Origin of the sequence: Noviherbaspirillum sp. (genome assembly GCF_036846085.1) — a bacterium.
Classification (GTDB): Bacteria; Pseudomonadota; Gammaproteobacteria; order Burkholderiales; family Burkholderiaceae_D; genus Noviherbaspirillum.
Genome location: NZ_DAIUCO010000370.1, coordinates 1 through 3,634 on the forward strand (window position 1 = coordinate 1; position 3,634 = coordinate 3,634).

Consider the following 3,634-nt stretch of genomic DNA (forward strand, 5'->3'; position numbering starts at 1 on the left):
GCCGATCAAATCGACGTCAATCCAAAAAAACAGTGGCTTGTTCAGCTTAGCCCTAACGCTCACGGCAGCTTCGCCCGCAACTGCGCACTCGAAACATCATCAATATGCCGAAAAGCCGAAGCGGACTGCTCCATTGCCTGCCCACTCGCGCCGAAAGATTCGAAGTGCACTTTCCACTCCCGTACCTCCTGCCATACTTGAGCGATGAGGGCGGCTGCGTCCCTCACGCTGAGACTGAACATTTCACGCGCTGCCATGGCGTTGTCCAGATGCGCCTGGCGTCCCTGGGGGCCAACCCCCAGAAAGAGAAAACGTTCATAGGCCGCCGACGGTCTGGGCATGACGTCATAAAGGGGGCTCAGGCGCCAGCCCATCAGCGTGGGGTCCCATAGAAAGCCGTGGTTGCGCAGGTGGTCGTCGTCATTGCTGACGAAAATGTTGTACACCATGCGCAGGAACAGTTCCCGGTTGTTTTCCCGGATCAGGTCGGGATGGCAGTAACGGCGAATGGCTTGTGCAAGCAAGCCATAGCTTTGACTGCGCGCAGATGTCTCGTCGCAGGCAAGGAGCGTCAGGCCACTGATGAAGCCGAGCCGCTTTTCGATCATTCCTTCCGATGGTGCAGTGGCCGCAAAGAGCATGTGCGGTTCCGGGTAGATGCCAGGCGCGGCCCAGATGCGGTCGAAGCGGCGGATGAGCATGACCCGGCGTTCGCCGACGGAAAGCGTCCTGACCTCCGGGACCGTCATTCCGCAGCGCTGTGCCAGCTGCAGTGTTGCCGCTTCGATCTCCGGCACGTTGAGGTGTTCGTCCTTGCTGGGAAATTTCGCCAGCCACAGGACGCCTTGCTCGTCACGCACACCGGCCTTGGGCCGAGCTCCGCCGAGCGCGGAGCCGCCATGAAAGATGGTTTCGAGATGCGCAGGTATCGGCAATCCGGCTTCGATGCGCTCGGCCGCTTCAAGCAGGTACTGCAATTCCGACATTGGTACATGACCGTTGTGCGCGTCGCTCTTGATGTCTGCCCGCACATCAAGCGCTCCGACGCGTTCGCTGCCGGCTTCGAGCAGATAGACGGACTCCGGCAGGCCGTTGGCCGGGGCCTTGCGTTTTGCTTCAATGACGCGACGGCCCCAGGCATCAGGGGCGGCATCGCGAATGCCGCCAAAGAAGGGCAATCCCTTGTCAGGGAAACTCTTTTTCCCGCGAATCGATTCCTTGTCCTTTAACGACAGGCTGACCGGGTCCACTTCCAGCGCGCCGGGACGGTCGATGTATCGCCGGCCGTAGGCGTACTCGGACGCGAGCAGTCGGTCGTTCTCTTCCGTCAGAGTGAGCAGCCCGGCCGGTACGAACTGGCCGTCCAGGGAGGCGAATACCGCGAGTTCTTGTTTTGTCGGCATTTAGTTGCCCCTAGAAATCCAGTTTGTCCCGCTCTTTCCGGGTGACTTCACGCACGCGCTGTCGCTTCTCGCTCGCGGCAAGCGCCACGAGCGAGGGATCGTTCTCCTGCAGCAGCCCGAGCAGGGTCTTTCCAGGGGCAATGGCGTCCAAATATCGCAATACCTGACCAATTGCGAGGCCGGCATCTCCCTTTTCCAGGCGATAAGCGGTGTTGCGGGACAGCCCGGCACGCAGGGCTGCTTCTGCTTGGGTGATATGGCGAGCAATCCGCAACCGTGCGAGGCGCGAGCCGATGAGGGCCATTTCTGCCATTCTTTCTGGCGGGAGAGCGCGGTTTTGTGTGATTTTCATGTTCGTTAAACGGTGCATTATTGATGTAATGCTCGATTTAATGAACACTATACCTGTTGCAATAGCAATGGTCAAAAATGTGTGTAATTTCGATCAATAACCAGCTGTATGCATCGTTTAACGAGCATAAGACCTTATTGTCCAAACCATGGCTTGCATTTTGATACGCAACATCGGTGAATGGGATTTGATACAGAACTTGCTGCCGGGACAGATTGAGACAGTGAAAGTCACTCTCGGGGCCGGGCCATCGCTACACGCCACGATAGAACCACTCGCCATTTCCCCGCGGCCCTTCAAATGGCTTCCGCGACAATCAGGCTTAACTGACCGGTATTGAACGCACGCCCTAGTTCGACACAGCAGCCGACTTGCCGCCCACGGCAGCCTGCCCGGGTGCCGGCGTCCCATTCACCAGCTCCCGGTACCGTTTCAGGGTCTCGTCGAACTTCACGTTGGTGAGCTGCATTTCCGCTTCCCGCTCGCCCTTGGCTTTCTGAGCCTTCACGACAGCCTCATTGGCCTCGTCGAGCTTGCGCTGCGCCAGCGGCGGCAGCACCGGATTCTTTTTCCGGTACACCTCCACTTCGGCGTGCACCGACTTCAGGTTTTTTTCCGCTGCGGCCAGCATCGCAGCATCGTTCTTAGCCTGCTCATCCAGCACGCCCAGGGCACGCTTGCGTGCATGGTCGATATCGCTTTCGCTGTGGTAGCGCGAGCGCAGCAGCAGGTCGCTCTTGCGCTGCGCTTCCAGGGCGGCTTCTTCGGCCTTGCGCCGTTCGGCCAGCAGTTGCAGCTCCCGCTTCTGCTCGGGTGTGAGCGGCGCCTGGATTTCGCGGACCACGATGCCGGACTTGTTGAGTTCGCGCATCGGCCGATTCGCGCATTCCGGCATCGGGCGGTCGGAGGTGATCATGCGGCCGGATGCGTCCTTGCATGAAAAAATCTGCGCCTGGGTAGCGCCATGCGCAATCAGCAAACACAGGAAGACCCAGCCACTTCGCATCCCGCCTCCATATGGCGTTGCGGACCATGATCCGCAACTTTGTTATTGAATTATCAAGTGATGCCGTAACGGCGCCGGTAAGCAGCGACAGCATCCTTGTACTGCGCCTGCTCCGGATGGGCACCGGCATCGGAGATATATTCCAACAAATCGTCAAGGTTGCCAATAGAAATCACTGGCATGCCGTAGGCCTGTGTCACTTCCTGCACAGCGGAATGCGGGGAAAGCGCGTCGTCCTTGCCGGAACGCTCCATCCGGTCGAGGGCAATCAGCACCGCGCATGGCGTCGCGCCGGCGGCGCGGATCATGTCGACCGACTCCCGGACCGACGTGCCGGCGGAGATGACGTCGTCGATGATGACCACCCTGCCCTGCAGCTTCGCGCCGACCATGGTGCCGCCTTCGCCGTGGTCCTTGGCTTCCTTGCGGTTGAAGGCGAACGGCACGTTGCGTCCCCTTGCCGACAGGGCGACCGCGGTGGCCGAGGCGAGCGTGATGCCCTTGTAGGCCGGCCCGAACAGCATGTCGAATTCGATGCCCGAATCGATCAGGGTCTGTGCGTAAAAATCGGCAAGCTTGCCGAGGTTGGCGCCGTCGTTGAACAGCCCGGCGTTGAAGAAATATGGCGAGGTGCGGCCGGCCTTGGTGATGAATTCACCGAAGCGGAGCACGCCGGCGGATACGGAGAATTCGATGAATTGCTGACGAACGTTGGTCAAGATTACCTCGGGATGGTGAAGTGGGGATCAGGGTCTCTTGGCACCGCCGGCACTGGTGCGTCACAAACCACCGCGGAGTGGCTCCTTCCCCAACTCAGGGGGAAGGTTGGGATGGGGGTAGTGGGGTTGTGTCAACGCATCCGTTAGCCCAACC

General features: G+C 59.8%; 4 protein-coding genes. All 4 read right to left on the reverse strand.

Translation table 11 applies throughout. The annotated features are described in order from the left end of the window. Positions 1-59 precede the first annotated feature (59 nt). The 4 genes from V7080_RS24780 to pyrE all read right to left on the reverse strand — a co-directional run bounded on the left by V7080_RS24780 (position 60) and on the right by pyrE (position 3,480). Positions 60-1,403: a type II toxin-antitoxin system HipA family toxin gene (locus V7080_RS24780; RefSeq protein WP_334191041.1), complete on the reverse strand. Its 1,344-nt coding sequence runs from the start codon at positions 1,401-1,403 to the stop codon at positions 60-62. Positions 1,404-1,413: 10 nt separating this feature from the next. Next, positions 1,414-1,755: a helix-turn-helix domain-containing protein gene (locus tag V7080_RS24785; protein WP_334191042.1), complete on the reverse strand. Its 342-nt coding sequence runs from the start codon at positions 1,753-1,755 to the stop codon at positions 1,414-1,416. 349 nt (positions 1,756-2,104) lie between these two features. Further along, positions 2,105-2,761 carry a DUF4124 domain-containing protein gene (locus tag V7080_RS24790; protein ID WP_334191043.1) on the reverse strand — a complete coding sequence of 219 codons (657 nt, stop codon included), beginning with the start codon at positions 2,759-2,761 and terminating at the stop codon, positions 2,105-2,107. Between the two features lie 53 nt (positions 2,762-2,814). Next, positions 2,815-3,480 (reverse strand): orotate phosphoribosyltransferase, encoded by a 666-nt coding sequence (gene pyrE, locus V7080_RS24795; RefSeq protein WP_334191044.1) that lies wholly within the window; start codon positions 3,478-3,480, stop codon positions 2,815-2,817. Positions 3,481-3,634 lie beyond the last annotated feature (154 nt).